Origin of the sequence: Pontibaca salina (assembly GCF_016307205.1) — a bacterium.
Classification (GTDB): domain Bacteria; phylum Pseudomonadota; class Alphaproteobacteria; order Rhodobacterales; family Rhodobacteraceae; genus Pontibaca; species Pontibaca salina.
The window spans coordinates 1-571 of sequence record NZ_JAEIJD010000034.1; the positions used below are offsets into that span (position 1 = coordinate 1).

Genomic DNA, 571 nt, shown 5'->3' on the forward strand with positions numbered 1-571 from the left:
CCCTATCTGCTGAAGGGGTTGAGGGTCGAGCGGCCCAACCAGGTCTGGTGTTCGGACATCACCTATCTGCCGATGCGACGTGGGTTTCTCTATCTGGTGGCCATCATGGACTGGCACACCCGCAAGGTGCTGGCGTGGCGCATATCAAACACGCTCGAAGCCGAGTTCTGCGTCGACGCCCTGAACGAGGCCATCCACAAGTTTGGCTTGCCACAGATCATGAATACGGATCAGGGAAGCCAGTTCACATCATTCGCAAGGACGGATCGGCTACGGCGATCCGGCGTGCGTGTCTCGATGGATGGCAAGGGCCGCTTCCTCAACAACTTTGTTGAGCGGCTGTGGCGATCCCTGAAGTATGAATGCGTCTATCTCCATGCATGGGAAACCGGGTCAGAGGCGAAGGCAGGCGTCAGAAAGTGGATCGATATCTACAATCATAAGCGTCCAAATTCCGCCCTTGGCGGCAAACCACCAGCTGTGCTCTACTGGCAGCGAATTGAAACATCCAACCCCGATCAGCAGGTGCAAAGAGTAGCTTAAATTATGCCAAATACTGCCCAACAAATGG

General features: G+C 55.2%; 1 protein-coding gene. It reads left to right on the top strand.

What is annotated here, in order from left to right:
- Positions 1-543 (top strand): IS3 family transposase (locus JAO82_RS14165; RefSeq protein WP_198687039.1); only part of this gene is annotated, 543 nt, incomplete at its 5' end.
- Positions 544-571 lie beyond the last annotated feature (28 nt).